Origin of the sequence: Actinomyces acetigenes, from assembly GCF_031296635.1 — a bacterium.
Taxonomy (GTDB): Bacteria; Actinomycetota; Actinomycetes; order Actinomycetales; family Actinomycetaceae; genus Actinomyces; species Actinomyces acetigenes.
Genome location: NZ_JASPFC010000025.1, coordinates 17612 through 43049, shown reverse-complemented (window position 1 = coordinate 43049; position 25438 = coordinate 17612). Strand labels below are relative to the sequence as shown.

General features: G+C 64.3%; 23 protein-coding genes and 2 pseudogenes. 9 read left to right on the top strand and 16 right to left on the bottom strand.

Annotated elements, in window-relative coordinates; all coding sequences use genetic code 11:
- Positions 1-804, bottom strand: an 804-nt coding sequence (locus RIV14_RS10110; RefSeq protein WP_309325167.1) for a hypothetical protein, incomplete at its 3' end; no start/stop codon positions are given.
- 146 nt (positions 805-950) lie between these two features.
- On the opposite strand from RIV14_RS10110, the pseudogene RIV14_RS10105 reads away from it, so the two are divergent.
- Both RIV14_RS10105 and RIV14_RS10100 read left to right on the top strand, forming a co-directional pair.
- A pseudogene (locus tag RIV14_RS10105) lies at positions 951-1139 on the top strand (transposase family protein); the annotation flags it as partial.
- A gap of 187 nt (positions 1140-1326) precedes the next feature.
- Complete coding sequence (locus RIV14_RS10100; protein ID WP_309325168.1) at positions 1327-1635, top strand: transposase family protein; 309 nt, start codon at positions 1327-1329, stop codon at positions 1633-1635.
- A gap of 366 nt (positions 1636-2001) precedes the next feature.
- On the opposite strand, the gene RIV14_RS10095 is transcribed toward RIV14_RS10100, so the two are convergent.
- Positions 2002-2484 carry a hypothetical protein gene (locus RIV14_RS10095; protein WP_256699388.1) on the bottom strand — a complete coding sequence of 161 codons (483 nt, stop codon included), beginning with the start codon at positions 2482-2484 and terminating at the stop codon, positions 2002-2004.
- Positions 2485-2965: 481 nt separating this feature from the next.
- On the opposite strand from RIV14_RS10095, the gene RIV14_RS10090 reads away from it, so the two are divergent.
- Positions 2966-3850 (top strand): ISAs1 family transposase, encoded by an 885-nt coding sequence (locus tag RIV14_RS10090; protein ID WP_218638404.1) that lies wholly within the window; start codon positions 2966-2968, stop codon positions 3848-3850.
- A gap of 550 nt (positions 3851-4400) precedes the next feature.
- On the top strand, positions 4401-7106 hold the full coding sequence (locus RIV14_RS10085) for a sialidase family protein (RefSeq protein ID WP_075373601.1): 2706 nt from the start codon (positions 4401-4403) through the stop codon (positions 7104-7106).
- A gap of 442 nt (positions 7107-7548) precedes the next feature.
- Here RIV14_RS10085 and RIV14_RS10080 read toward each other — a convergent pair.
- From RIV14_RS10080 to RIV14_RS10070, 3 genes and pseudogenes are all read right to left on the bottom strand, one after another.
- Positions 7549-7677 (bottom strand): annotated as a pseudogene (locus RIV14_RS10080) (type II toxin-antitoxin system Phd/YefM family antitoxin); the annotation flags it as partial.
- 40 nt (positions 7678-7717) lie between these two features.
- Complete coding sequence (locus RIV14_RS10075; protein ID WP_075373600.1) at positions 7718-7972, bottom strand: Txe/YoeB family addiction module toxin; 255 nt, start codon at positions 7970-7972, stop codon at positions 7718-7720.
- The gene (locus RIV14_RS10070) at positions 7972-8223 is read right to left on the bottom strand and encodes a type II toxin-antitoxin system Phd/YefM family antitoxin (protein ID WP_075373599.1); all 252 of its coding nucleotides are present in this window, start codon (positions 8221-8223) and stop codon (positions 7972-7974) included. The genes RIV14_RS10075 and RIV14_RS10070 overlap by 1 nt, the downstream gene beginning before the upstream one ends.
- Before the next feature lie 173 nt (positions 8224-8396).
- Here RIV14_RS10070 and RIV14_RS10065 point away from each other — a divergent pair, with 173 nt between their 5' ends.
- Positions 8397-8720, top strand: a complete 324-nt coding sequence (locus tag RIV14_RS10065) for a HigA family addiction module antitoxin (RefSeq protein ID WP_075373603.1) — start codon at positions 8397-8399, stop codon at positions 8718-8720.
- A 282-nt stretch (positions 8721-9002) separates the two neighbouring features.
- Here RIV14_RS10065 and RIV14_RS10060 read toward each other — a convergent pair whose 3' ends face one another.
- From RIV14_RS10060 to RIV14_RS10040, 5 genes are all read right to left on the bottom strand, one after another.
- A complete protein-coding gene (locus tag RIV14_RS10060) occupies positions 9003-9236 on the bottom strand; it encodes a type II toxin-antitoxin system Phd/YefM family antitoxin (RefSeq protein ID WP_075373598.1) in 234 nt (77 codons plus the stop codon).
- A gap of 231 nt (positions 9237-9467) precedes the next feature.
- Positions 9468-10520 (bottom strand): EcsC family protein, encoded by a 1053-nt coding sequence (locus RIV14_RS10055; RefSeq protein ID WP_256699387.1) that lies wholly within the window; start codon positions 10518-10520, stop codon positions 9468-9470.
- Between the two features lie 89 nt (positions 10521-10609).
- Complete coding sequence (locus RIV14_RS10050; RefSeq protein ID WP_075373596.1) at positions 10610-12214, bottom strand: Na+/H+ antiporter; 1605 nt, start codon at positions 12212-12214, stop codon at positions 10610-10612.
- Between the two features lie 190 nt (positions 12215-12404).
- Positions 12405-13649 carry a type II toxin-antitoxin system HipA family toxin gene (locus RIV14_RS10045; protein WP_075373570.1) on the bottom strand — a complete coding sequence of 415 codons (1245 nt, stop codon included), beginning with the start codon at positions 13647-13649 and terminating at the stop codon, positions 12405-12407.
- Positions 13646-13933 carry a helix-turn-helix domain-containing protein gene (locus tag RIV14_RS10040; RefSeq protein ID WP_075373569.1) on the bottom strand — a complete coding sequence of 96 codons (288 nt, stop codon included), beginning with the start codon at positions 13931-13933 and terminating at the stop codon, positions 13646-13648. Before RIV14_RS10040 ends, RIV14_RS10045 begins: the two co-directional genes overlap by 4 nt.
- A 15-nt stretch (positions 13934-13948) precedes the next feature.
- Here RIV14_RS10040 and RIV14_RS10035 point away from each other — a divergent pair, with 15 nt between their 5' ends.
- A complete protein-coding gene (locus RIV14_RS10035) occupies positions 13949-14299 on the top strand; it encodes an AIM24 family protein (protein ID WP_143224262.1) in 351 nt (116 codons plus the stop codon).
- A gap of 50 nt (positions 14300-14349) precedes the next feature.
- Here RIV14_RS10035 and RIV14_RS10030 read toward each other — a convergent pair whose 3' ends face one another.
- Both RIV14_RS10030 and RIV14_RS10025 read right to left on the bottom strand, forming a co-directional pair.
- Positions 14350-14664 carry a HepT-like ribonuclease domain-containing protein gene (locus tag RIV14_RS10030; protein ID WP_143222968.1) on the bottom strand — a complete coding sequence of 105 codons (315 nt, stop codon included), beginning with the start codon at positions 14662-14664 and terminating at the stop codon, positions 14350-14352.
- A gap of 19 nt (positions 14665-14683) precedes the next feature.
- Positions 14684-14980 carry a nucleotidyltransferase family protein gene (locus tag RIV14_RS10025; protein WP_075373567.1) on the bottom strand — a complete coding sequence of 99 codons (297 nt, stop codon included), beginning with the start codon at positions 14978-14980 and terminating at the stop codon, positions 14684-14686.
- Between the two features lie 541 nt (positions 14981-15521).
- Between RIV14_RS10025 and RIV14_RS13785 the strand changes: the two genes are divergently transcribed.
- Positions 15522-15731, top strand: a complete 210-nt coding sequence (locus tag RIV14_RS13785) for an integrase core domain-containing protein (protein WP_075402725.1) — start codon at positions 15522-15524, stop codon at positions 15729-15731.
- Between the two features lie 222 nt (positions 15732-15953).
- On the opposite strand, the gene RIV14_RS10020 is transcribed toward RIV14_RS13785, so the two are convergent.
- The 3 genes from RIV14_RS10020 to RIV14_RS10010 form a co-directional block, all read right to left on the bottom strand.
- Positions 15954-16325 (bottom strand): PH domain-containing protein, encoded by a 372-nt coding sequence (locus RIV14_RS10020; RefSeq protein ID WP_075373572.1) that lies wholly within the window; start codon positions 16323-16325, stop codon positions 15954-15956.
- Between the two features lie 2311 nt (positions 16326-18636).
- Entirely contained in the window at positions 18637-19722 is a 1086-nt protein-coding gene (gene ychF / locus RIV14_RS10015) for a redox-regulated ATPase YchF (protein WP_075373566.1), read from the bottom strand.
- Between the two features lie 78 nt (positions 19723-19800).
- Complete coding sequence (locus tag RIV14_RS10010) at positions 19801-21405, bottom strand: alpha/beta hydrolase (RefSeq protein ID WP_256699383.1); 1605 nt, start codon at positions 21403-21405, stop codon at positions 19801-19803.
- Positions 21406-21795: 390 nt separating this feature from the next.
- Here RIV14_RS10010 and RIV14_RS10005 point away from each other — a divergent pair, with 390 nt between their 5' ends.
- Both RIV14_RS10005 and RIV14_RS10000 read left to right on the top strand, forming a co-directional pair.
- Positions 21796-23094 (top strand): DNA recombination protein RmuC, encoded by a 1299-nt coding sequence (locus RIV14_RS10005; RefSeq protein WP_075373565.1) that lies wholly within the window; start codon positions 21796-21798, stop codon positions 23092-23094.
- A gap of 159 nt (positions 23095-23253) precedes the next feature.
- Positions 23254-23511 (top strand): GlsB/YeaQ/YmgE family stress response membrane protein, encoded by a 258-nt coding sequence (locus RIV14_RS10000; RefSeq protein WP_070662979.1) that lies wholly within the window; start codon positions 23254-23256, stop codon positions 23509-23511.
- Between the two features lie 190 nt (positions 23512-23701).
- Here the strand turns inward: RIV14_RS10000 and RIV14_RS09995 are convergent, their stop codons facing one another.
- On the bottom strand, positions 23702-25342 hold the full coding sequence (locus RIV14_RS09995; RefSeq protein ID WP_143224261.1) for an amino acid permease: 1641 nt from the start codon (positions 25340-25342) through the stop codon (positions 23702-23704).
- Between the last annotated feature and the right edge of the window lie 96 nt (positions 25343-25438).

The following is a 25438-nucleotide window of genomic DNA, read 5'->3' as shown; positions in this document are numbered from 1 at the left end:
GTTCTGTCGGGGATTCTTTCCATTGGTGGTGAGGGTCTGGACCTCGGCAACAGGCAGGTTGACGGTGCTGGTAGTGGTGATAGCCGGCAGAGTGCCACTGCTTCCGTCAGTGGCGGTATAGGAGGCCGAGTAAGCGACCTTGATCGTCAACGGCGTGCTACCACCCAGGTGAGCACTGGAACGGTTGAAGGAGATCGTGCACGGACTCGACCCCTCAGGCATACCGGAGTGCCAGGCAACACCAAACCCAGTGCAGGATGCCTTCCCATCCGGAGCTGACAGCTGCAAACCAGACGACCCAGCCGTGACAGTCACGGAGGTACTCCCGGCCGTTGCGGTCGCCTTGACACTTGTTGGAGTCTCACCAGTAGCCCACACCCAGGTGTCCATGCCCACCAGGGTCGCGCCCTGGGAGCCGACCTTCGGATTCGTCTGAACTGTTGGGGCGGGGATCTTCACCACCTTCCACGCGGCCCGGGCGAGTCGACCGGCCGAGACGCAGGGAGCCGGTGGGCCAGCACCGGGCTCGACCCAGATGAACTCGTCAGGATTACTCGCGTAGAACTCACGGATCTCCTGGGCGTCCTCGGCCTTCTCCTCCTCGGAAACAGAGGAGCCGCCAAGAGCGGGGGCCAGGTACAACATCTTGCAGGACCGCACGTACCAGCTCCCTCCGCTGTCGTTCTTGTGCTTCTCATAGTCCGGAAGACCCTGAACAATATAAGGGCTCAATAGCCCGCCTGTGTCTCCGGTGACACCGCGGGCCTTGGCCCCACCCCTGGCCGCAAGCTCGGCCGGGCTCATGAAGTGAACATACCTGCAAAGAGGGAGGCTTATTCATAGGGGCGTTTAGGGTGTTTAAAGGGGATGTGTGTCGTTAAGTAGGGTGGCGGCTTGCTCTTGAGAGAATCTTTGGTGTCTAAGCCAATCCAACCAAGAAGCAAACCGCCATGACGAATAGTAGCACGAGAATCTCCCGCAGCGAGGTCCTGGACCTGTGCGAGACCATTCACGCCTCCGGTCCCCTGCCGGTGTTCGGGGCGAGGGCGCTGGGGCTGTTCCTGTGCGTGCGCCTGACCCTGACCTACCTGCGCCACAACCTGCCCCAGGAGCTGCTCGCCGAGGCCTACTGCGTCTCGCAGGCCACCGTCTCCCGCGTCATCGGCGCCAACACGCCCCTGATCGCCCAGGTTCTTCAGGAGCACGTGCCTACGGTGGAGGATCTGGGCCCCACGGCCCAGCTGATCATCGACGGCACCCTCCTGGAGTGCTGGTCCTGGGCTGATCATCCTGAGCTTGACTTAAGGCAAGCACAAGACCACAGGTCTGAACGTCCAGGTCGCCTGCACCCTCTCAGGGACCCTGGCCTGGGTCTCCGACCCCCAGGACGGATGCACGCACGACGCCAAGGCCCTGCGCCGCTGCGGCCTGCTCGACGTACCCGCCACCGACCTCCCAGACGGAGTCTCACCACCACGCCATATCGGCGACAAGGGATACATCGGACTGGGCATGATCACCCCGAAAAGAAAACCCCCGAACCTGCCGCTCCACCCAGATGACAAGGCCTACAACAAAACCGTCAACCAGATCCGCTACAAGATCGAGAGAGTCATCGCCAACATCAAGACCTGAAGAGTCCTGCACACCGGCTACAGAAGACCACTAGACACCTTCCCAGAAACCATCACAACCATCCTCGGACTCATATTCACCTACACCCCATGAATAAGCCTCAGGGTCAACCGTCACCGTCTCCGACGACGAGGACGTGACACCCCCACCACTACCATCCGCCCCTGCAGTGACATACTCCACGCTCACAGACGCAGTAATCTCACCACCACCATCACCCGACGCCGACGCGCCTCCACCAGCAGTAGTAGTTTCTTTTGCTTCGGCACCAACGGGATGCAGGACGCCAGTGGCAATGCCCAATGCAGCGAACACGACGAGCAAATTCCTTCTTGATGCTCGCGTTTTCCTCATTTCGCCTACCCCCTAATCGACTGAGCACTCTCCGTCTTGCCCCTGCTGTTCTTCAGCGGCTAGCCAGCTGTTATTGCCGGAACGCACCATCCTTGTCGCTAACGGCACCTGAATCCTATGCGCTTGTGTTGTCACGTCATTGCCGTTACTGTCAAGCATCAACATTTTTCTTTGATCAACACATAGCGCCACCTGCGCGGCCGCCCCGCCACCATCGACATAAACATCTGACACAGAGACTCGCACAGGCGGCTGGGCGTGCTGGCCATCAGCCTTCATCTTGGCCGCATTGTCAATAACGTGCTGCAACGTTAACCCGGTAGCAACTTTATCGATTCCCGTTGTGTCTTTTCCTCCACCAAACCAGATTCGCCAGGTGGCTTTGTCGTAGGCGATGAAGTCCTGAAGGACCTTGGTCTGGGTGGCGTCCAAGTCTTTGGGGATGGAGACCACCGTGTACCCCAGGGTGGGGTCGGACAAGGACTCAGCAGTCACCGCACCAGCACTGGCAGCACCACTCGCACCAGCCGGACCAGCAGACGTCGCCGCCGGCGACGCCGAGGAACCACTACTAGCACCCGCCGTATTGAGCGGCGGGACCGTCCCACCACCCTTAGGACTGCCCGACGAGCACCCCACCAGCGCCAACGAGGCAGCCAGCACCCCCGCACCCAGAGCGCCAGCGACACGACCACGACCAGACAGGCGGATGAGGGAACGAGCCATGAGGAAGCACCTCCACGATCAGGCCGAGCACAACCCCCTCGGCACAGCAGCAACCCCTTGACCCTACCGGCCGGTCACAACAATGTCACGGCCCCGACCAAGGCCACCCACCAGGGGGTCGGCAAAGTTGGTGGGTGGGGGTGTCTGAGCCGTTTTGACGGGGGTGGTGTGTCGCTAGGACGGGGGCGCGGGCCCCGCAGGGACGATGAGTGGTGTCTAATCAATCCCTTCGTCCTGGGAGCCCGCGCCGATGTCATCTTCCACCACGACCGCCTTGTCGCACCAGCCCCTGGTCCAGGTTCTCAAGAACATCACCGACCCACGCGACAGGCGCGGAGTGCGCCATGACCTGCTTACGGTGCTGTCCCTGGCCGTGACCGGAGTGCTGGCCGGCTGTCGCAGCCTGACAGCGATATGGGAGCACGCCACCGACCTGACCGGCGCCGACCTGGAGGCCCTGGGACTAGCGGAGGGCCAGGCCCTGCCCTCGGAGTCGACCATCCGCCGAGTCCTGCAGAACCTGGACCCCGCTGACGTTGATGCCCACCTGAGGTCATGGTTGTGCACACGCACCGGCACCATCGAAGGAAGAACAGTCATCGCGGTGGACGGCAAGACCATGCGCGGGGCCCGCACCAGCAAGGACCCGGCGCCTCATCTCCTGGCCGCTTTGGACCACGCCACCGGCGCCGTACTGACCCAGCAGCGAGTGGCAGGCAAGTCCAACGAGATCCCCGCGCTCAGGGAGCTTCTTGAACCGTTGGACCTGGAAGGGGTGGTGGTGAGCGCCGATGCGATGCACACCCAGACAGGCACCGTCCAGTGGATCCGCGATCAGGGTGGTCACTACCTTCTCACGCCTCTGGGCAACCAGAAGATCCTTCGCAAGACGCTCAAGGCCCTGCCCTGGAAGAACGTCCCATCCACCTCCTGGATCGATACCAGTCATGGGCGGCGGGTGCGGCGTACTGTCAAGGCCGTCGAGGCTCCCGCCTGGGTGGACTTCCCCACAGCCGCTCAGGTGGTCCAGCTCCGACGCACCAGGACCATCAAGAGCAGGAAGCATGTTGAGGTGGTCTACCCGGGCTGCTCCCTACCCATGACCGATGCCCAGCCCGAGGCCATCGCCGCCTGAATCCAAGGGCACTGGGGAATAGAGAACCGACTCCACATCGGTCAGAGACGTCATCTTCGACGAGGACCGCCACCAGCTACGCACCGCTAACGGCCCCGAGATCATGGCCGCACTACGCAACCTGGCCACCCGGCCTCATCCGACTCTTCCACAGCGCCAGCACCTCCATCGCCCCAACCACCAGATCCCTGTCACGACACCCCAAACAAGCCATCAAACTACTCACCCAAACCCCCACCTAAACCAACTTTGCCGACCCCCCTGCCCGGCGCATAGACTTCGACCAAAACTTCAGAAACGACGCGGCTCCGGGTCGTTTCTGAAGTTTTGGTCGAAGTGTGCGGCCGCGCCGCGCCTCCAGGGGCCGAGCGGTCGCGCTGTCAGGGACCGAGCGGTCGCGCCGTCGCGGACCGAGCGGTCGGCCTCCGGCAACTCGCCCGACTTTGCAGAATCGAGATCTTCCGTTACCTTACCGTGAGACGTCTGACATCTGCCGTCTACGTCTCCTGTTGAAGGCAAGGCCGCCTCGGCTCCCTAGAACGGAACACCTATGACATCGCACAGTCCTTTTTCCCGGAGGCGCCTGCCCGCCCTCCTGGGCTCCCTGCCACTGGCCGCCACCGGCCTGATCGCCGCCGCACCCCCGGCGCTCGCCATCCCCACGACTGACGGCCTGGCCGACGTCACCATCACACAGGTGAACGCACCCGCGGACGGCCTCTACGCCGTCGGCGACGTCATGACCTTCAACATCACCCTGACCAACACCAGCGGCGAGGCCCACTCCTACGCCCCTGCCTCGACGAACCTGTCCGGGAACGTCTCCAAGTGCCGGTGGCGCAACGTCCCGGCCGGGACCACCAAGACCGACTGCACCGGCCTGGCCACGCACACGGTGACCGCCGAGGACGTCAAGGCCGGCGGCTTCACCCCGCAGATCGCCTACGAGGTCAAGGCAGTGGAGTACGCCGGGAAGGCCCTCAGCACCCCGGAGACGATCAGCGGCGCGACGAGCCCGGTCAAGGCCGCCACGCTGCGGGTCGAGTCGATCACGCCGTCGTCAAACCAGGAGAACTACAAGCTGGGCGACACCGTCAGCTACACGGTGCGCGTGCGCTCGGTGTCGGACAAGACGATCAACGTCGCCGCCACCGACTCCTCCTTCGACGACCTGGGCCGCCAGTGCCACTGGGCCGGCCTCAAGCCAGGCAAGGGCGCCGTCTACAACTGCAAGGCGCTCACCCACACGATCACGCAGGCCGACGTCGACGCCGGCCGCTGGACGCCGTCGATCACCCTGACGGCCACCGGCACCGACGGCGCCGCCCTCCAGACGCTCACCGCCACCGGCAACCCGATCAACGTCGTCGGCGACCACCCGCAGGCCACGCCCGCGCCGGCACCCGACGCGAGCACCGACCTGCCGGCCTCAATGAGCCAGGCCCAGCACGTGGCCCCCAACACGGCCACCGACAACTACCGCATCCCGGCGATCACCACCGCCCCCAACGGGGACCTGCTCATCTCCTACGACGAGCGCCCGAAGGACAACGGCAACGACGGCAGCGACGCCCCCAACCCGAACCACATCGTCCAGCGCCGCTCCACCGACGGCGGCAAGACCTGGTCGGCGCCCACCTACATCCACCAGGGCACGGAGACCGGCAAGAAGGTCGGCTACTCCGACCCGAGCTACGTCGTCGACCACCAGACGGGCACGATCTTCAACTTCCACGTCAAGTCCTACGACCAGGGCTGGGGCGGCTCGCAGGCCGGCACCGACCCGGACAACCGGGGCGTCATCCAGGCCGAGGTGTCGACCTCCACGGACAACGGCTGGACCTGGACGCACCGCACCATCACCGCGGACATCACGAAGAACAACCCGTGGACCGCGCGCTTCGCGGCCTCGGGCCAGGGCATCCAGATCCAGCACGGCCCTCACGCCGGGCGCCTGGTACAGCAGTACACGATCAGGACCGCCGGCGGCGCGGTGCAGGCGGTCTCGGTCTACTCCGACGACCACGGGAAGACGTGGCAGGCCGGCACGCCGATCGGGACCGGCATGGATGAGAACAAGGTCGTTGAGCTCTCCGACGGCTCCCTCATGCTCAACTCGCGCGCCTCAGACGGCTCCGGCTTCCGCAAGGTGGCCCACTCCACCGACGGCGGGCAGACCTGGAGCGAGCCGGTGTCCGACAAGAACCTGCCCGACTCGGTGGACAACGCCCAGATCATCCGGGCATTCCCGAACGCCGCCCCGGACGACCCGCGCGCCAAGGTGCTGCTGCTGAGCCACTCACCGAACCCGAAGCCGTGGTCGCGCGACCGCGGTACCATCTCGATGTCCTGTGACGACGGCGCCTCCTGGACGACCAGCAAGGTCTTCCACGAGCCCTTCGTCGGCTACACGACGATCGCGGTGCAGTCCGACGGCAGCATCGGCCTGCTCAGCGAGGACGCCCATGACGGCGCTAGCTACGGCGGCATCTGGTACCGCAACTTCACGATGAACTGGCTCGGCGAGCAGTGCGGCCAGAAGCAGCCGGAGCCGAGCCCGACGCCGTCGCCAACGGCGGCACCCTCGGCGGCACCGTCGGAGAAGCCGGCCCCGTCGGCTGCGCCGAGCGCCAAGCCCACGCAGGCCCCGGCGCCGTCCTCCGCGCCCGAGCCGAGTGCTGCACCGGAGCCGAGCAGCGCCCCGGCTCCGGAGCCCACGACCGCTCCGAGCACGGAGCCCACGGCAGCCCCGACGCCGAGCTCCGCGCCCGAGCCGAGTGCTGGGCCGACTGCTGCGCCGGCACCGGAGACGTCGTCTGCTCCGACCGCTGAGCCGACGCAGAAGCCGGGTGCGCAGCCCAGTGCTGCGCCGACACAGAAGCCGGGTGCGCAGCCGAGCTCGGCGCCCAAGCCGGGCGCCACGGGTCGGGCGCCGTCGGTGGTGAACCCGAAGGCGACCGCTGCGCCGACGCAGTCGGGGAAGCCGTCGTCGAGCGCGAGCCCGGCACCGAGTCGGAGCGCGGCGGCGACGTCTAAGCCGGGCATGGAGCCCGATGAGATCGATCGGCCGTCTGACGGGGCCATGGCGCAGCCGACCGGTGGCGCCAGCACGCCGAGCGCCACGCCGACGCAGGCGGCGAAGGCCGGCAGCAGCCTGTCTCGCACGGGAACCAACGCGCTGCTGGGCCTGGGCCTTGCGGGTGTCGCGGTTGTCGGCGGTTACCTGCTGCTACGGGCTCGTCGCGCGAAGAACTGAACACGATGAGTCGGCTATCCGGCTCGGAGCGCTGACTGAGGGGTGGGACGCCGGCGCGCCCCACCCCTCAGTGCTGTCCTGCTCGGAGGAGCTGGCCGCCTCAGCGGCGAGACGCGACCGCGTGGACCAGGCTCGCCACCGGGTGCCGGCAGGCCGCGGGGTAGGGAGATCTGCGCGCATGACCTCTGCTCGCATCCGGCGAGGTGACATGGCGCAGATCGAGCCCAGGTGGGCCCTGCGCTGCTGAGGGACCCCAGCAGCCCTCCGTCCTCACCGACGAGACGCCCGACGGTGTCCAAATCGGTGACAAAGGCCCAGAACGGGACGGAACCGACGAGAAGAAACCGCATGATTCCAACGTTTCGTTTCCCGGGGTGGCGACATCGGGGCTCCTTTGTCACCGATTTGGACACCTGCACCCTCCAGCGCCCCCGCAATGCGGTCATGTTCGAGCGCGAGAGCCCGTGAGAGCCCGTTCGTATGCATCGAGCAGACGCCGGGCGTTCTCAGATGATCGGAACAGGTAAGCAGTCTCCTGCCAGCTCGCGTACTCGTCGGCAGGCATGAGGACCGCACGGTCGTTACTCGAGACGACACGACCGCCTTCACTATCAGTAGTGGTAGCGAACTTGGAGAATCACCAGGTCATCACCAGCAACGAGGTACACGAGGCGATGCTCGTCAGTGATCCTTCGCGACCACGCACCCGAGGCGCCGTACTTGAGCTGCTCGGGTTTACCGATACCTCCGAAGGGATCGCGAAGGGCCGCATCGATGAGCATGTTGACCCGTTTGAGGATCCTGCGGTCCGCCTTCTGCCAGTACCTATAGTCCTCCCACGCCGACGAGACCCATACGAGACGCATCAGTCCTCCCGGTCAAGGTCATGCATCTCCGTCTGACCCGCACAAGCCTGGCCATACGCATCAAGAAGGCGTCGCGCGTTCTCAGGCGATCGGAACAGGTAGGCGGTCTCCTGCCAAGCAGCGTACTCGTCGGCGGGCATAAGAACAGCACTGCCCTTACGTGAAACAATCTCAACGGCGTCATGATCGGCGTTGACTCGCTCGATGAGCGGGTACAACGTCTTGCGCGCCTCGCTTGCACTGATAGACATAAGAGCACCTCTTCCCTCAGGCGTACCAGGATACGGTACCATCCGAGACGATAGACTGTAGGCTCTCTCACTCCCTCACACGGTCCGAGCAGCCACCTACTGCACCTCAAGGGCCTCAGGAGCAGTCACCGGGGCACTTCCTGCGAGGGGCTAGCACTCAGGAGGTGCGGATGATGTCGAGCTCGTCGACCACAACTGACGCTGACCGGGTCGACCCGATTCACCCGGGCGAGGTCCTCATAGAGGACTTCATCAAGGGGTTCGGGATCACCCAGAACAAGCTCGCCACGGCCATCGGCGTGCCCCCGCGCCGCATCAACGAGATCGTGCACGGCAAGCGCGGCATCACCGCGGACACCGCTGTACGACTGGCCAAGTACTTCGGCACGTCTGCCGAGCTCTGGATGAACCTGCAGAGCCACTACGAACTCAGGCTTGAGCGCCGGGCGCTGCGCGAGCAACTCGACAACATCGCGCCGCTGCAGCCGGTGGCGTAGACAACGCAGACGGCATACGTGACTGACGCTCACCTCCGGAGAAGTGAGCCGGTAAGAATCGAGCCCAGGTGGACCCGGAGTTGCTGAAGGACCCCAGCAGCCCTCCGTCCTCGCCAACGAGGCGTCCGACAGTGTCCAAATCGGTGACAAAGGCCTGGAACAGAGCAGAACGGGCGAGAAGAAACCGCATGATTCCAACGTTTCGTTTCCCGGGGTGGCGACATCGGGGCTCCTTTGTCACCGTTTTGGACACCTGCACCCTCCAGCGCCCCCGCAATGCGGTCATGTTCGAGCGCGAGAGCCCGTGAGAGCCCGTTCGTATGCATCGAGCAGACGACGGGCGTTCTCAGATGATCGGAACAGGTAAGCAGTCTCCTGCCAAGCGGCATACTCGTCGGCAGGCATGAGAACCGCTCGGCCGTTGCTCGAGACGATCTCGGCGGCATGGTGACTGGTGGCGATGCGGTCGATGAGCGCTGGCAACGTCCGGCTCGCTTCGTCGGCGCTGACGCTCACCGCCACTCCCCTGGTTTCACACGGTAGTGGAAGATTGTATAGGCCTCTCGCCTCGGGCGGTGGCAAGAGTTGCCGAAGCCGCCGGCAGTGGAGCCCAGATACTTCACCGTGCATGCGTGACCGACGCTCACCTCCGGTAAGGTGAGCCGGCGCGGTTCGGGCGGCGACGACAGGACTGCCAATGCTCGTTGGACACACTCTGGCGAAGCGAACAGCGCGGAGCGATCGATGTCACTGGTCAGAAGGCTGTCGCTGGACCTTGCGCAGCAGCAAGCCGCCTGATCCCTTGACCCGGGCAACCGCCTCACCGCTGGCCCCCTTAATCTTCTCCTGGGCGGCGGCAAATACACGGGGCTCACCGGCTTGGGCACCCAGGTCGTCAAGTTCAGCGAGGTATTCAGCGGCATCGACACCCGGCGGGGGTATCTCACGCAGGTGCTTGTGTAGGCGAGTTGACTGGGATTTAAGCACCACAAGCGTCATCCCGCCAGCGATGACGCCGCCGATCACGGGCACCGTCTTGGTGACACCTTTAGCGAAGGACTCCTTGGTGACCTTAATTCCGATGCGCTTGAGCGTTTGCTTCATGGGCTCATACCAGGAGGTCTTGGTCAGGGTCTGTTTGGCGATCTGCTTCTGGAGTGCCGGGCGGGCTACTTGCTTCGCGAAGGTTGTCAGGGATGACGACGCCCCACCGACCCCCAGCATGACCCCAAGGAAGAGACTCATCTTGCCGAGTGTTTCGTCATCGATCTCGTCAAGGTCGCCCAGGAGATCCTTCCATCCGTATATGTAGGCGAGTTTCTGCATGATCCGGAAAGCATGGACGTAGTACTGAGTGACGTCGGCGGGGATGGTCGCGAGCATCGCAAAACCTCCCGGCAGCCCAGCAGCGAACGAGATCGCGGCGGATTTACGGGTTTCGAAGGCGATGGTGGCGGCCGCAAGATCGTCGAGCTGGGCCAGGGTGAGGCCGGCCTGGACCGGGGTGGCCTCCAGCGCCAGGGCAATAGTGTCGTCGTCAGTGCCGAGCTTGCGCAGTTCCTGACGCAGGTAGTCGTCCCGGTCGATCTGGACGCCGCGGAGTCGGATGACCATCTTGAGAAACTCGGCAGCGAACTTCTGGGCCTGCTCATCCTGCTCAGACACAATGTCGGAGAGGGGCTCGTCGTCGCTGGTCGAGGACTCGACGGCGTCGTCGGCAGGCACGAGCGGGCTGGAGGATTCATCATGCGTCATCGCATGGGCTCCGTTCTGGGATGTTCGAGAGTTGGGGCGACGCAAGACTACTCCTGCCCAGATCCTTGGAATACCGCCGCCATCGGAACGTGACCCCTGTCGGAGGCAGCCGCGCCGGATGCAAGGAAGCCGGTCTACTCGACGTCGATGGGGCCGTTGATGTGGAGGGTCTCGACGTCGAAGCGCCGGTTGACTCGTGAGGCGGTGGAGTCGTCGATGCGGCCAGCGAAGCGCAGGCCGTGTACGCGCTCGCGCAGGTGCTCGATGACGGCAAGCCGCAGGGCGCTCTCCGGGCGGCTATAGACGTCGGCCTCACTCTCTGTGGCCGAGTTGAGCACGGAGTCGTGACGACGTGCGTAGTCGGCGCGCACCGCCTCGATGGCTGCGTCGTCGTCGACGCCCGCGCGTTCGGCGATGGCGTCGAGCTGGTTGATGGTGTCGGCGAGGATGTCGGCGAGGGCCTCGGTCTCCTGCGACTCGACGGACTCGGCGGTCTGTGTGCCGGCCGAGGGCCTGGCGTTGGCCCAGCGGACCACGTAAGGCAGGACGAGACCCTGGATGAGGAGGGACAGGAGGGTCGCGCCGGCGACGACGAGGATGATGAGGTTGCGCTCGGTGTAGGCGGCGCCGTCGAAGGAGGTCGGGATGGACAGTGCCATCGCCAGCGAGATCGCGCCGCGGAAGCCGGCGACCGTGGAGACGATGCGGCCGCGGATGTTGGTGCGGCGCAGGCGCTGCTCGGGGCGGCGGTCGAGGGCGCGGATGGAGTAGATGATGAGGTGATGGCCTGCGAATCTTCCTGCGACCATGGCGATGTAGATGATGGGGATGAGGATGAGGCCGCGCACGAGGTCGGCGTGAGAGAGCTCGGCGACGATGCCGGGGAGTGCCACTCCCACCATGACGAAGAGGATGGTGTTGAGGATGTGGGTGAGGATCGTCCAGAAGGGGATGCCGAGGATTCGCGAGCCCAGGGACATGTGCGGCGCGGCGAAGCGGGAGATGACGATGCCGCAGGTGACGACGGCGAGCACGCCCGAGCCGCCGATCTCCTCGGCGATGAAGAAGGTGAGGAACGGGGTGGCCAGGGCGGTGATCGTCGCCAGCATGGGGTCGTCGGTGATGGTGCGGATGCGGATGCCGATCTTCGTGACTGCCGCGCCGACGAGGACTCCTGCCCCGATTCCTCCCCCGAAGGACAGGAGGAGCTGATGTGTGACGAGGCCGAAGGTGACGCCGGAGGAGTTCTGAGCGGCTTGGAGGGCGATGGCGAAAATGACCAGGGCGGTGCCGTCGTTGAGAAGCGACTCGGCCTGAAGAATGGTGCGGCTGTTGGGGTTGATGCCGCGCCCCAGGCTGGAGACGGCGGTGGCGTCGGTGGGGCCGAGGCAGGCCCCGATGAGGAGAGCGGCTCCCACGCTCAGCCCCGTGAGGACGCCGATGAGGGTGATGAGGGCAGCCGTGATGGCGACGAGCACCGTGGCGCTGAGGATGATGCCGCGCAGGCTTCGCCGCATGCGGTTGAGGGAGACTGACAGTGACTCCCAGTACAGGAGGATCGGCAGGAAGACCGTGAGGACCACCGTGCTGGGCAGGGACATCTCCTCCCCCACGGGGAGCAGCGCGACTCCCACACCGGCGGCGATGAGAAGTACCGGGGCGATGAGCCGGAACCTGTTGGCGATCGCATAGGCGACAACAGAAGCGCCGATGAGGGCGACGATCATCTCGATGGTCATGAGGCTGCCGGGTTCCCTTCCTGGGACGAGTGTGGCGGGCGGACTGCGGTCGGCCCGGGAGACGGGTGCAGTCAAGCCCGGCTTGGGGCCGGGTGTGCGACAGGTCCAGGCCAGGTTAGGCCGGGCACAGCCTACAGACGCTTCCTTCAGCGCCTCTGGGGATAGTCGATTCGCCTCACGAGACGCCGTTTCAATCTTTGGCGTGCGCGGCTCGGGTGAGGGCTTCCAGGCGAGGCTCGATGGACTCGGACATCATGGTGATCTCCCGCTCGGGGACTCGGTTCGCCCGCGCCTGGCCCCGCCATCCTGACAGGGACGCAGTGATGCGTCTGATTCGCTCCCGCGCCTCCGATTGAGTGAGCCGGTAGTCGTTTGCGATAGCCAGGAGCCCGTCGATCTCGTCGGGCATCGTGTCTGCTCCCATGATCGACGTCGCGCGGGGCCGACTGGGGTCGGGATTCGGGTTGACGTCGAAGACGGGGCTGAGTCTCCAGAGCCCGCGGTCGGTGAGGAACCCGTGGTTGCGCAGGTGATCGTCAGTGTTGCCGAGGGCGATGCTCGCGATGATTCGGTCGTAGAACTCATGGAGGTCTTGGACGGGCGAGCGTGAGAGATCGCGAATCGCCTCGGCGAGGTCGGCGTAGTCCTTCTGGTCGCCGTCGGACGATCCAGTGGCCGTCATCGCACTGATATAGCCGATACGTCCGCCCTCACGGGTTCTGTCGAATCGCCGCAGGATCAGGATGCTTCGATTGCCCACTTGGGTGAGCTGGTGCTGGGGTGTGCGAACGTCAGCCGTCTCAAGCAGGTCAAGAGCAGTGGCCTCCCAGGCCATGACGTCCCAGGAGTCGCTGGAGTGAGGGAACTTCGCAATGGCGAGGCCGCCGTCGTCGAGCCGGACCGAGGCCTTGGGCCGCGCGCCGCCGAGGCCCGTGGTCCCTGTGTCGAGAAGTCGTTTGACGGCGTCGGAGGGGTCATCGTCGGAGGCCAGCTCGTCGCTGGCGTGCAGAAGCTCAGGCAGAGCGACGAGCCGCGGGACACGCGAGGGCTCTCCCAGGAACTCGCCGCTCCCGGGGGTCCGGAAGCGCAGGGCGCCCTGTCGGGTGTCGTCGCTGACGCTCAGGAGAAAGTCGAGGTCGTCCAGCTGACGGGGAACGCGTCCCTCTTCGCGGGTTCGTGATCGTTCGGCCTTGCGGAGGAGGTTGCGGCCCCAGCGGTCAGGCGCGCTGTCGGCAAAGGCTCCAACGAGCCCAGACTGGTACTGAGCGCCGGGTACGAGGCTCAGGGTTGGGTCGATGTTCATCCCACCGTCGGCGAGGTAGGTGGGGTCGTAGAGAAAGGTGGTGGAGATCTGGCCGCGCGATCGGGTGAAGTGCGCTTGGCCGACCAGGCGGTGGGAGCTGTTGACATCGGAGACGATCTCGATAGTGGTCATCGGGCGCGCTTTCTGGTGAGGCGACCGGCGCGGAGACGGCCGATGTCGCTGGCCAGGGGGTCGGCCGCGTCGACAATCTGGTCGAGGATGCCCAGGGCGCGCAGCACCTGGGTGACACTGTTGAAGCTGACGTTGGGGTTGCCCGACTCGATCTTGCGCAGGGTGTCACGGGTGATGCCCGCTCGCTCGGAGACCTGCTGCGCGGTCAGGCCGAGCACCATGCGCCACCCGCGCACGTGTTCTCCGAACTCCGTCAGTTGACGGTTGATCCTGTAGCCCGACATGTTCCTCCGTTCACTATGACGACCATGGTAGCCCGAACTGAGAGTTGTGGCGATGCTGCTAGTCGTATGGTTCAGCAAGGTTGGAGTGGACAACGGTTCAGGCGACTGGGATCGTTCCCCAGACGCCTGGGCCGCTCGCCGGCGGGTTTCAGCCTCGAGGTTCAGCGGCAGGGTGCGGTGGCCTTCGTTGACCCGCAGGCGAAGATCTGCTGGCCAGAAAACCTGTATCCGCAGATCAAGAGCGGCCTCACGTTAGGTTCCCTCATGGGGCCCGGCTCGGGCGAGTCCTTCCAGCTGGCCTTCCACGGCCCGGGCTTCGTGGTGGTCCAGCCCAGCGAGCGCCAGCCGGTAATGACCTGGTCCTGAGCGAGGCGACGACGACGGAGCAGACAGCTGAACTCCGGGCTTGCGCTTCGTTACGGTTCCATGCCGGATAGCAGGACGTCAAGTTGCCGGCCGAGTTCAGGAAGATCGTTGCGTGCCGTCGTCACCAGGATATCGACGTCGATTGACCAATACCCGTGCACAACTCGATTGCGCAAACCGATGGGGCGACGCCAGATGATTTCCGGGTGACCTGTACGAAATTCCTCCGGCAGCTTCGCCGCCGCCTCTCCAAGGATCGTGAAGTTCCAAGCCAGAGCATCAGCCTTCACCCAGTCGTCCTCGAGGTCAGCACTGAGCTGGACTCCGTCAATGAGGGCGACGATGCGGGATATCGCATCCCGCATCTCTCTCAGGTAAAGATATTCAGGCCGCCACATAAAATGGCTCCGCGTCCGCAAGGACCTGGTCACGGATCAGCGGGTGCAGTGCCTTCCGTGACACTAAGTCGACGGGGCGTCCGAATAGGTCGGCAAGATCCTGCGATAGGTCCTCAATCTCCCAGCCGAGCGCTCGCCCCTGAGCAAGTTCGTAGAGAAGATCGACATCACTTCCTGGGCCGCCCTCTCCACGAGCGACGGATCCGAAGACGTCGAGGCGCGCGATCCCGAAGCGACGGCACAGCGCGTCCAGCCTCAATCGGTCGACATCTAGAGTCTCCATGCGCCAAGTCTACGCGATGAGCAACACATGGCCACGGGTCGGAGGCGGATCCCTCCCACCCCCACGTATAGCCGGCGCTACTTCCTTCCGACGACCAACGCCCTCCGCCCCATAGCTCGCTGCCCGCAGTAACAGCGGGTCAGCCTTCCTGTCGAGGCACTGAGCCCATGAGGCTTATTCACAGCGTCCGCCGAAGGTGCTGTGACCTGCGCAGATGTCGGCGCCGGCTAGTCCTGTGAATAAGCCTCCATGACCACTCCTCCGCCGATCCGAGCCCCCAAACTCATGCCTTGTCAGATGAGAGGGTGGTGGCCGGAACAGATGCGACGGTCGTGGACTTCTGGCGCTTCACTCTACCCATTCTCCGAATGAACAATGCTCGCGGCTACCTTGATGAGTTCCTGGCGACGGGGGCAATAGGCTTAGCCGGACTGCGAGTCAAGTGGGATTCTTACAATGCCCTGACACTGAATGGGACCACGATTGGTGTCGAGGCCTCCACTTATCTTGAGACTCAGAGGCTTATGGGATTCGTCCCTCAGTGGGACGCACGGGGGTGTGCTGGGACGGCGCTTGTGCGGAGTCGTTCAACGCAACGCTCAAGAATAAGAGGGCCCATCGGATGGTGTACCCAACCCAGGATAAAGCGATCAAGAATATTGCCTCTTGGATCGAACTGAGATGCAATCATGTTTGCCTTCACCCAGCCCTGAGGTACCGCCCCCGAACGAGGCCGAACGCAAACTTTTAGACTTAACGAAGGCAGCCTGAATCAAGAAAACAAGCACTGTCCGAAATACACCCAGCAGTCCAATACATTGGGAACCTACTAGAGGATCACCGAGTCGGTCTGCCCCCTGACGACCTCCTCGTAGCGTCTTGTGCTCCATTCGGCATCTGCCAACCTACAGCTTCAAGACCGAGTGGAGGGCTTCTGTACCGCCCACGCCCACCATCTCCCGAGCGTCAACGCTCAGTGGGACATGAGAACGCAAGCCGAGATGAGCCTATCAATTTTGCGGACGTCAACCTGGGGTCCAAGCTTGATCTTGATGTGGCCTGCCCGCGTCCACAGCTCAACTTCGGAGTTCATATCGAATGTTCCCGCGTTTTCAGTGGACCACATGTTGATGGCGCTATAGGGCAGCGAGTAGATCTCCACTTTCCGGCCAGTTAGTCCTTGCGCATCGCGGACGATCAACCGCTTCGAGGTGAACACAGCTGAGTCGCGCATCGTCTTGAAGGCAGCGTAGGGCTGCTCCCCTTCAACAAGAACGCCCAAGACGTCCTGAGAGATCGGAACCTCCGCCAAGAAGGTCCACGTAGCCACCGAAGCCATCTCCATGCTCATGATGTCGCCTCACTGAAAATAATGATCGCTGGGAACCCAGCTTCCTTCGAAACAGACATTATCAAGCGACGCCTCAGTACTCCAAGACACAAATATGCATCTTTTAATTACTTCGATCGAATTTCCTACAATCAATCGAACGAGATCGAACAAGTAGGTATCGTTGACGCAGACTCGACACCTACCCCCGCCCTACCGACCAACCTGTAACAGAACGGAACTGTTCACAGCAGGCGGCGCTGTCCGCCATCGCACCCAGGCCTGCGGACTTAGCGACTACTCTCCCCTGTTGACCCAACGCACCTACGGCTACTCCCCACGACCCCAAGCCCCAACCTCATTCCGCTGTAGGGCGTAGAGGTGACAGCCGGGACGAATACAAAGGTTGTGGACTTCTGGCGTTTCACTGAGGTTAATTCACAGGACTAGCCGACGCTGGCATCCACGCAGGTCACAGCACCTTCGACGTATGCTGCAAATCGCCTCGCTCTGTCCATTCGCCGGATAAACAACACTCGCGGCTACCTGAATGAGTTCCTGCCGGCGAAGGCATTCAGCTCAACTGGACTGTGAATCGAACAGGATCGTCACAATGCCCTAACATTGGATGAGGCCGATTAACGTCAGAATCTCAACTCATTTTTCGACATGGAATCAGCACAGTTCCTCAACGATTCAGTTCACCGACATTTACATTCGCATTCAATACACAGGTGACACGTTGGCGCCACCCCCTCTCACCCAACAAATAAACACCTCCCCAGGCCTCGCAATTAACCGACACAGCAAGAGTGAGGCACGTTAAAAACACCAGAATGCTCAGGAACGCAATCAGGTCCTATAGATTCATCGAAGCCGCGTAGTGCGCCGCAACATGTTCATTATTTCTCGACGCTTAGTTTTCCAGCTTCTACGAGACGACTGAACAACATACGGAGTTGCAACCACGACCTTACTCAGAAACGGAAGTTTATCTTTAGGTGAACAAAGTAAATTTTGGGGCGCCAAGAGATCGCGCTCTTGACTGTCAGAGATGACGCTTTCGATATGAAATAACGAATCAAAATTAAGGTACTCGTCGACCTCCCCAGAGAATCCTTCACCATCCCTATGCCTTGAGTCAAGAATCCATAAGATTCGATCAACCATCAAAGGATCTTCAAGAAGACCAGCAAAGTCTGCAAGAACACCGTCACTACACGATCGAATATAGTCGAACACTTCACATGTACCAGAGCCAGAGCGAATCACCGGGAGAGAATCAGATCTACTATGCACGAAGTTGCCTTTTCGGGACCCATGCAAAAACAGCAATCTAAAGTATCCATCGCGCTCAGGATCTGGATAACATGAATACCATATCTGAATATCCTGTGCATCATCCTTATACTGATCCCCCTCTCGACACCTCCTCCCCATCATTCCAAAACCAGAGTACGAGGCAATTCTCCCAACCAGCGGATCACACATGTCTCTTAGTTCCACCGCGCCTCTGCTTAGTTTTTTAATTACTCTGGGAGCGTGGTCTCGGACGTTCATTGAGGTGGCTCCGTCAATTCTAATCTTGGTGCGACGTCCCTTGTTTCGCATAAGGCGTGCAGCTCTAGAAGTTTCGGCGGACACCTCCCCTGATGAGGATACCTCCTCCGCCCTATCTCCAACCTCTCTCGCCGACATCCTTTCAGCAATCTTCCTGAAACCCAAGTACAATTCGCGATTCGGATCATAATGAAACATGCTTGCCTCCTAGGAGTCAACTCACTATGGACATTCAAGATTGCTGGAGCACCATCACATAAGGTGACACACACCCTTTGGAGGCTTGGGGAACCTTATCGGATTCGCTTTGAATTGATGACACCACATACCATAGAATATGGATAGCGTTCATTCGACCACAAACCTACGGCTTAAATGCTGTCACATCTCCCGATCCGACACCCTTCGGGGTCCAGTTTTAGGACTCCACACCCACCGACACATCGCCTCTAGCCCGACTACACCCTCAGCTTGCCTGTACACTGATGGCGCTCCGCCTCCGACAGAATCACAATATAATAGCATCACGAGCCGCCCAAAAGAGAACCGCTTCCCGAGACTCGCATGCTCACAACGGTCACAAGGAAGGTCCGACAACTATTGATCGTGCCCATTTGTATTGCCGCAACTATCTACACAGTTGCTACGCATTTCTATTCCACAATACACTCAAACCCAGAATATTTAAAGACAGCACTATGAAAGGCAAGCCGGAAATGAGGTGTCACGGACGATTCAATCCAATCCAACAGTTAGCATTCTGCTGTCACACATTAAACCTAAACTCCACGACGTCCCCATCTGCCATGACGTAGTCCTTTCCTTCCATGCGCACTCGGCCGTGAGCGCGGGCTTCGGCAACGCTGCCGTACTGGACCAGGTCGTCGTAGCTCACGATCTCGGCCTTGATAAAGCCTCGCTCAAAATCAGTGTGGATGACACCGGCCGCCTGGGGCGCCGTCGCGCCCTTGCGGATCGTCCACGCACGCGATTCCTTCTCCCCCGCCGTCAGGTACGTCTGCAGCCCCAGAGTGTCAAACCCGACCCTGGCCAGCTTGTCCAAGCCGGACTCCTCCTGCCCGTTGTCGTGCAGCATCTCCGCCGCCTCCTCCGGCTCCAGCTCCACGAGCTCGGCCTCGAACTGGGCGTCCAGGAAGATCGCCTCCGCCGGCGCCACCAGCTCGCGCAGCTCGGCCTGGCGGGCCTCGTCGTTCATCCCGGCGTCGTCCATGTTGAACACGTAAATGAACGGCTTGGTGGTCATGAGCTGGAAGGTCTTGAGCACCTCCGTATCAATCCCGGCGGCCTGCGCCCCGGCGGACAGCAGCGTCCCCTCCTCCAGGACCTTGAGGGCCGCCTGCGCCGTCTCCAGCACCACCGGCTCCGTCTTCTTGCCCCGCACCTCCTTCTCCAGGCGCGGGATCGCCTTCTCCAGGGTCTGCATGTCCGCCAGCACCAGCTCGGTGCTGATCGTCTCGATGTCCCCGGCCGGCTCCACCTTCCCATCCACGTGGACCACGTCCGGGTCCTCGAAGGCGCGCGTCACCATGCAGATGGCGTCCGCCTCGCGGATGTTGGCCAGGAACTGGTTGCCCAGCCCCTCGCCCTCGCTGGCGCCGCGCACGATCCCGGCGATGTCCACGAAGGAGACCGTCGCCGGCACCACCTTCGCGGAGTGGAACAGCCCAGCGAGCTTGTCCAGGCGCGCATCCGGCAGAGGCACAACCCCCACGTTCGGCTCGATGGTCGCGAACGGGTAGTTGGCGGCCAGGACGGTCGCGCGGGTCAGAGCATTGAACAGGGTGGACTTGCCGACGTTGGGCAGTCCGACGATTCCGATGGTAAGTGCCACGCAGCAGAGTTTAGACGGCCCCTGTGACACCGTGCGCCCCGACGGCGCCCGGCCGGGTCACGCCGTCGGCAGCCCCACTCACTTCCCGGAGCTCCCGCTCGTCCGGACCGAGGCCCTCAGATCATTCCACGAGGTGTAGAAGCCCCCGCCGGCGTTGGCCCCGATCCCCACCGTCACCGTAACCAGGCCCGCCGCCACCAGGATCACCACGACGCGCCCCAGGATCGCACCGCCCAGGCGCGCCACCGACCGCTTGCCGCCGTCGCGCCGTCGGCCCCAGCGGGGTGACCAGAACAAGACAACGCCCAGTGCCCCCAGCGAGACGACCACGGCCACGATCATCGTGCCCAGACCGTTGACCTCGAACGGTTTGGCACGCACCGGCGAGGCCGGCCGCGCCGCGCGCTGGTCCTTGGACGTCTCCGACAGGGGCTTCACGCCAGCAGCGGTGGCCTTGGCCTTCGCATCGCTCTGAGGCGCAGGAAGGCCGGCCGCCGCGAACACGGCCGGGTCCGAGCCCCACCACGCCAGCAGCGACGGGAAGTGGTTGTTCCACAGGGTCCAGGAGTGCCCGCCCTTGGCCGGGGTATCAACCGTCACCGAGTCCGGTTTCCGCACCGCCTCATCCATGCTCCAGGCGGTTCGAGCCGTGCTGTACGGGTCGTCCTGAGCCCCCAGGACGTAGAAGCGCATACCGTCGGGCTTGCGCTTTCCCAGCATGCTGGACAGCCCGTTCTGCGCCTGGAGCTCCCTACCGCTGTGCGCCAGCGAGCCCTCACCGGGCAGGTCGTAGGAGGACATGACACCCACCGAGCCGAAGCGCTGCGGGACGTCATAGGCGGTGCGTGCCGCGCAGTAGGCGCCCGCCGAGATCCCCATGATCATCCAGCCGGCCCGCTGGGTGGTGACGTTGGGGAAGGTCGCCTGGATCATGCGGGGAATCTCCTGCGCGGTCCAGGTCCCCACAGCCGGGCGGCCGTTGATGTTGACGCAGTCGGGCTGACTGGCGCCGTCCGCGTTGAGCGAGGGGAACACCAGGATCGACGGCGGGATACGGCCGGCGTCGATCGCCTCCTGGAGCCGCTTGGGTGAGGCGAGGCCCGTCACCAGGGACTGCGGGTCGCCGACCCAGCCGTGCAGGCCCACAAGGACGTTGTAGGTGCGGCCGTCATCAGGCCGGTAGCCCGCCGGCAGGACGACGCGCACCGGCAGCTTGATACCGCTGACCGGGCCGGTCCAGGTGGCCTCCTGCGAGCCGTCGCCGACGTCGTGGAAGGATGCCTTCCAGGCCAAGGCCGGGGCGGCACCGTAAGCGAAGGACTTCGGTGGGGACTCGATGCGCGAGGAGACCTGAGCGCGAGGGGCGGCCGCCTTGGCGAGGTCGCCGACGGTGCGCACGTAGTGCATGGGCCGGTTGATGAGCAGGCCGCCCAGCACAATGACGAGCAGCACCGGCACGCCCACCATGACGATGCGCGCCGTGTAGCGGCCTACGGCCCGCAGCACCGAGCGCAGCGCGGGACGGGCGAGTCGGGTGGGCCTGTCTGCGCTGGAGGCACCCGTGGCGGCCGGAGCAGTTCGCGGCAGGAGGACTGCCGCGACGACGGTGGTCAGAACGGCGAGGACCAGCACGACCAGGATCGTTCGGAGGCTGGTCAGCGGGATGCTGCGCAAGAGGCTCACGTCCGATAAGCATGGCACCACCTGCTCAAATCCCCATCATCCAGGGGTAGCAGAACGGCAGTGCTCTTGGTCTCCTCACCTCCGCCACAGGGAGCCTCGGGCGGGACGCAGGACTGTTGCCCCAGGTCCGATCGGTCAGTTTTGGTAAGTGCCTGAGAGAAACGTGCTCGACGACGCCGGAGCAGACCAGGTCGGCGGATCGGAGCGGAGGGCCAGGTCAGGGCGGGTGGGCCGCCGCCGGGCCAGGCGGGTGGGGCCGGATCAGCGGAGCGGCTTGGCGGGGTGGGGAGGGCGAGCCGAATCAGCCGGCCGGGGCGACCTGCGGCGGCATGGCTCCGCGGGGATTAAGGGTACGTAATAGATGTCGCACCTCACGGGCACCATCGGTTCATGAGCTCCTCAGCGGTCCTTCTTCCCATCCTGCTGCTCCTCGTCGGCCTGGTGATCGGGGTGGTCATCGGCTACCTCGGCGCGCTCGCCCGGCGCACCGCCGCGCACCAGTCGGAGGGCGATCAGGTGGCCGAGCTGCGGGCGCAGGCCGCACAGTGGCAGGCCCGGGCCGAGGAGCTGTCCTCACGCACCCAGGTGGCCGAGGAGCGCGCCGAGCGGGACGGCTCCGTGCTGCGGGCGCTCGCCCCCGTGCGCAGCCAGCTGGAGCAGGTAGGGGCCCGGGTGGAGTCCTTGGAGAAGCAGCGGGCGGAGCAACACGCGGCCCTGGCCGAGCAGCTGCGAGCCACAGCCCTGCGCGAGCAGGACCTGGCCCGCTCCACGGCCTGTCTGGAGGGGGCGCTGCGCTCACGCTCGGCGCGCGGCATGTGGGGTGAGGTCGAGCTGGCCCGGGTCCTGGAGGCCTCCGGGATGATGCGGCACGTGGACTTCTCCGAGCAGCGCACCATCGGGGCGCTGGTCCAGCGACGCCGCGGGCAGGCGGGCCCACCGGGCTCACCGGGCGCGGCGGCCTCAACCGCCTCAACCGCCTCGGCCGCCGGTGAGGGGGCGGCCGGCCGCTCCCGGCCCGACGTCGTCGTCCACCTGCCCGGGGACGGCTACCTCGCCGTGGACGCCAAGGCGCCCATGGACTCCTACCTGGCGGCCACCGCCGTCCAGGGCGCCGGCGACGAGGACGAGGAGCGGCGCAGGCAGCTTCTGGAGGCTCACGCCAGGGCGCTACGCGGACACGTCGACCAGCTCGCCGCGCGCCGCTATGACCGGGCCCTGGGGGACTCCCCCGAGCTCGTGGTCCTCTTCGTCCCGGCGGAGGCGGTGCTCTCAGCCGCCCTGGAGGCGGACCCCGCGCTCCTGGAGCACGCACTGGGGCGCGGCGTCGCCCTGGCCTCACCCGTGTCGCTGCTGACCCTGCTGCGCACCTGCGCCACAGCCTGGGCCCGCACCGCTGTCAACGACGACGCCCGCGAGCTGCTGGAGCTCGGCCGCACCCTCTACGAGCGGTTGGGGACCGTCGCCAGTCACCTTGACGCACTGGGCGGGGCACTGCGGCGCAGCGTCACCGTCTACAACAAGGTGGTCGGCTCCATGGAGAACCGCCTCCTGGTGACCGCCCGCTCCCTGGAAACCCTCGGGGAGCAGGTGGACTCCCCCACGCTCATCAGTGCCGACGCCGCCCAGGTGCGCACTTTCACCGCACCCGAGCTCACCGCTGACGGGCACCCCACCTCCACGACGACATAACGCATGCCATACTCTCGGCCCATGACGATCGACGCCTCCATGGCGTCTGTCGGGCAGCGCTGTCTCCCATCTCATGACTGGTTGACACACTGCCAGAACGTTTCAATATCCGATTGGCGGATATCTCCGCTCCATCGGCCCTTCTCGGAGGAAGACACCATGCTGTCATTCATCGGAATGATCATCACCGGCGCCGTGCTCGGAGCCCTCGCCCGGCTCGTCATGCGGGGCGAGCAGAACATCTCGGTCCTGTGGACCATCGTGCTGGGCGCCGTGGGCGCACTCATCGGAGGCGCAGTCGCCAGTCTCTTCGGCGTCGCCCACACCGACGGGATCGACTGGATTCGCTGGGGTCTGTCGCTCGTCGCCGCCATCGTCGCGATCTCCGTCTACCTGAGCGTCACCGGCCGCAAGTGAGTGCAACGCCCCCTGAACGCGGCGTCGGGGGTCACAGTAGATGAAAATACTCTGCGGCGAGCGCAACGCCCCCTGAACGCGGCGTCGGGGCACCGGTCAGATGATCGGTGCCCCGACGCCGGTCATGGAGTTCAGGACATGATCCCGGCAAATGCGGAACTCAGCCGGGCTCAGCTGGTCTGAGCAGGACTCAGCGGCGCTCGCCAACAACGGCGCCGGAGACGTCAGCCTCCTCCAGGCGCACCATGTGCGACCCGGTCACCAGGCGGTGCCCCAGCCAGATGGCCCCGAAGACCGGCAGACCGATGTAGGAGGAGAGCACCGCCACCAGCTGTCCCTTGAAGACCGCCTCATAGTTCTGGCCCAGAACCACCAGGGCGCACAGGGCGAAGGCCAGTATCGGCCCCAGCGGGAACCAGGGCGCCTGGTAGGGCAGGTCAGCCGGGTCGTTACCCTGGAGCACGTAGGCGCGTCGGAAACGGAAGTGGCACGCGGCGATCCCCAGCCACACGATGAACCCGCACAGGGCGGAGACGTTGACCAGCCAGACGTAGGCGGTGTTCTGCCCCACCACCGCGGTCAGGAAGCCGGCCGCCCCCACCAGCGCCGTCGCCCCCAGGGCCCGCACCGGGACCCCGTGGCGGTTGACGTAGGAGAACCAGGCCGGCGCCTGCCCCTGCAAGGCCATCGAGTGCAGCATGCGGGTCGAGGCGTACAGTCCCGAGTTACCGGCGCTGAGCACCGCGGTGAGGATGACGGCGTTCATGAGAGCCGCCGCGACCCCGATCCCCGCCCGCTCGAAGACCAGGGTGAAGGGCGAGTAGGCCACATCCTCGGTCTCAGTGTGCAACAGCCGGCTGTCGTTGAAAGCGATGAGGAAGCCGACGACCGTGATCGCCCCGATGTAGAAGATCATGATCCGCCAGAACACCGTGTGGATCGCCCTGGGCACGTCCCGGCGCGGGTTGCGGGCCTCACCGGCCGCCACACCCACCAGCTCGGTGCCCTGGAAGGAGAACCCGGCCACCATGAACACTGACACGATCGCCAGCATCCCGCCGTGGAAGGGCGCGTCCTTGACAACCCAGTTACTGAAGCCCGGGGACTTCCCACCGATGATGCCGGCGATCATCGCCAGACCCGCCACGAGGAAGACGATGACCGTCACCACCTTGATGGCCGACAGCCAAAACTCCCCCTCCCCGAAGGCGCGGGCCGACAGGGCGTTGAGCGTCGTCAACAGGGTCAGGAACAGCGCCGCCCAGATCCACGAGGGCACCCCCGGCAGCCAGTAGCGCATGACGATTCCGGCGGCCACCAGCTCGGCCGCCACCGTGATCGCCCAGTTGAACCAGTAGTTCCAGCCCATGGCGAAGCCGAAGGAGGGGCTGACGAACCGGGTGGCGTAGGTCTGGAAGGAGCCGGCCACCGGCATGTGCGCCGTCATCTCACCCAGGGACTGCATGAGCAGCAGCACCATGAGGCCAATGGCCGCATAGGCCACCAGGGCGCCGCCCGGTCCGGCCGTAGAGACCGTGGCACCCGAGGCCACGAACAGCCCCGTGCCGATGGCGCCGCCAATGGCGATCATCTGCATGTGCCTGCTGGTCAGGCTCCGGTGCAGCCCGCCGTCCTCCTCCAAGACCTCGTTGGAGACCTGGCCGGAGACGCCGGAGACCACCGCGCCGACAGGATCTGGCGAGGTCACAGGGGCAGCACTGTCGGAACTGTCGGCACTGTCAGCACTGTCGGCGCCGCCGGCAGCGGGCCGCCCACCCGACGCGGCGGGGGCAGGGCCACCGGGGGCCGACTCGTCATGGGAGTGTGTCACCCGACCGAGGGTAATCGTCAAGCATGCAACCCGGCGTTCACCTTCGGCCTGTCTCACGCCCCTGGCCTGTGCAGACGCTCACGACCGGCCCCGCAA